Raw genomic sequence first — 2,181 nt, 5'->3', positions numbered from 1 at the left:
GGTCGGCCGCGCGCAGGCCGCGGCGGCCGTGCGCGCGGCGCTCGAACGCGGGCGCGTGCTGACGCTGACCGGCGCGGGCGGCATCGGCAAGACCACGCTGTCGGTGGCGGTCGCGCATCAGATCGAGACCGAGACGCCGGGCAGCGTGCGGCTGATCGAGCTGGCGTCGATGCAGAGCGCCGAGGAGATCGATCAGGCGCTCGCGGGCGCGCTCGGCGCCGATGCCGGCACGCCGGATTTGCTGCTGCTGGACAACGCCGAACATCTGGTGATCGAGGTCGCGCGCGCGGTGGACAAGCTGCTGGCCGCGATGCCGCCGCTGCGCATCCTGGTGACGAGCCGCGAGCCGCTGCGGATCGGCGCGGAAGCGGTGCTGCCGGTCGAGCCGCTCGACGTGCCCGGCCCCGACGCCGGCGAGGCCGACATCCTCGCGCAGTCGGCCGTGCAACTGTTCATGACGCGCGTGCAGGCGCTGCGCGGCAGCCCGTGCGCGCCGGACGAACTACGCGCGATCGGCGAAATCTGCCGCCGTCTCGACGGCATTCCGCTCGCGATCGAGCTGGCCGCCGCGCGGGTGGTCACGTTCGGCGTGGACGGCGTGCTGGCGCGCCTGTCGGACCGGCTCGCGCTGCTGTCGAGCGGCTTCCGCACCGCGCTGCCGCGCCACCAGACGCTGCGCGCCGCGTTCGACTGGAGCTTCGCGCTGCTCGACGACGAGAGCCGCATGCTGTTCCGCCGGCTCGCGCCGTTCGGCGGCGCGTTCTCGCTGGAGGCGATGTGCGCGGTGGCCTGCGATGCGGCGCTGACGGTGCGCGCCGTGATCGACGGGATCGGCGAGCTGGCCGCGAAATCGCTGGTCAGCGTGGAGTTCGACGGCCCGGTGGCGCGCTACCGGCTGTCGGAATCGACGCGCGCCTACGCCCGCGAGCAGCTCGACGCGGGCGGCGAGGCGCAGGACGTCGCCACGCGCCATGCGCGCTATGTCGCGTCGCGCCTGCGCGGCGATGGCGACGGCCCGGACGGCGAGGCGGAACTCGCCGATGCGCGCGGCGCGGCCGACTGGGCGTTCTCGCCCGACGGCGACGCGCTGATCGGCGTCGAGCTGTCGGCCACGCTGGTCAAGACGCTGCTGGAAAGCGGCCAGATCGAGGAAGGCGGCCGCCGCGCCGATCAGGCGCTGACGGCGCTGGCCGCGCTGCCGCCCGGCGCGGCCTCGGCCGGCGACGCAGTGCGCCTGAAGCTCGCGCTGGCTGCCGCGCTGCCGAACCTGACCGGCCCGATCCCGCGCGCCGAGGCGCTCTGGTTCGAGGTGCTGGCGCACGCCGAGCGCACCGGCGACGACGACCTGCTGGCGCGCGCGTTCTGGGGCCTGTGGAACGTGATGCTGTCGGCCGGCAAGGTGCACGAGGCGCTTCATTACTCGAAGCGCTTCGAACGCTTCGGGCTCGAAACGAACTGCGGCTGGCGGCATGCGCTGGCGACGCTGCTGACCGGCGTGGCCGAGCATTGCCGCGGCGATCACACGCCGGCGCGCGACAAGCTCGAACAGGGCCTGCGTCATCTCGAAAGCCACCCGGACGACGCGCTGGCGATCCGCCGCTTCGCCGTCGATCCGCGCGCGATCGCCTATTCGGGCCTCGCGCGCATCCACTGGCTCCAGGGACAGACCGACGAGGCCGCGAGCCTCGCCAGCCAGGCGCTCAATCTGGTGCCCGCCGAAACCATGGAGCCGTGGTTCACGCACGTGCTCGGCGTGGTGGCGGTGCCGCTCGCGCTGATCTCGGGGGATTGGGCGCGGGCCCGCCACTATCTGTCGATCATGCAGTCGCAAACCACGCTGCACCGGCTGACGATCTGGCAGGAATTCGGCGATTGCCTCGCCTGCATCCTGGCGATCCGCGATGGCCGCCTCGGCGAGGCGCTGCCCGCGCTCGAGCGCGCGCTCGATTCGCTGACGGTGCGCGGCTTCCGCCGGCTGACCACGCCGCTGATCGTGGAATGCGCGCTGGCGCTGGTGGCGGCCGGCCGCGTCGACGACGCGTTCGCGCGCCTGATCGACGCCCAGCAATCGTGCGAGAAGAACGGCGCGCTCTATTTCATGCCCGAGCTGCTGCGCGCGCTCGGCGTGGTGGCGCAGGTCCAGGCCGCCGCGCAGCCGGCGGCCGGCGAGGAGCGCGCGCG

1 protein-coding gene is annotated in these 2,181 nt (G+C 73.5%); it reads left to right on the top strand.

What is annotated here, in order from left to right:
- The coding region (locus tag G3N92_RS33295) for a transcriptional regulator (protein ID WP_206131754.1) at positions 1-2,181 on the top strand (2,181 nt) is incomplete at both ends.

Origin of the sequence: Burkholderia sp. Ac-20379, from assembly GCF_017104645.1 — a bacterium.
In the GTDB taxonomy this organism is placed as follows: Bacteria; Pseudomonadota; Gammaproteobacteria; order Burkholderiales; family Burkholderiaceae; genus Burkholderia.
This window is presented reverse-complemented; position numbering and strand designations above follow the sequence as displayed.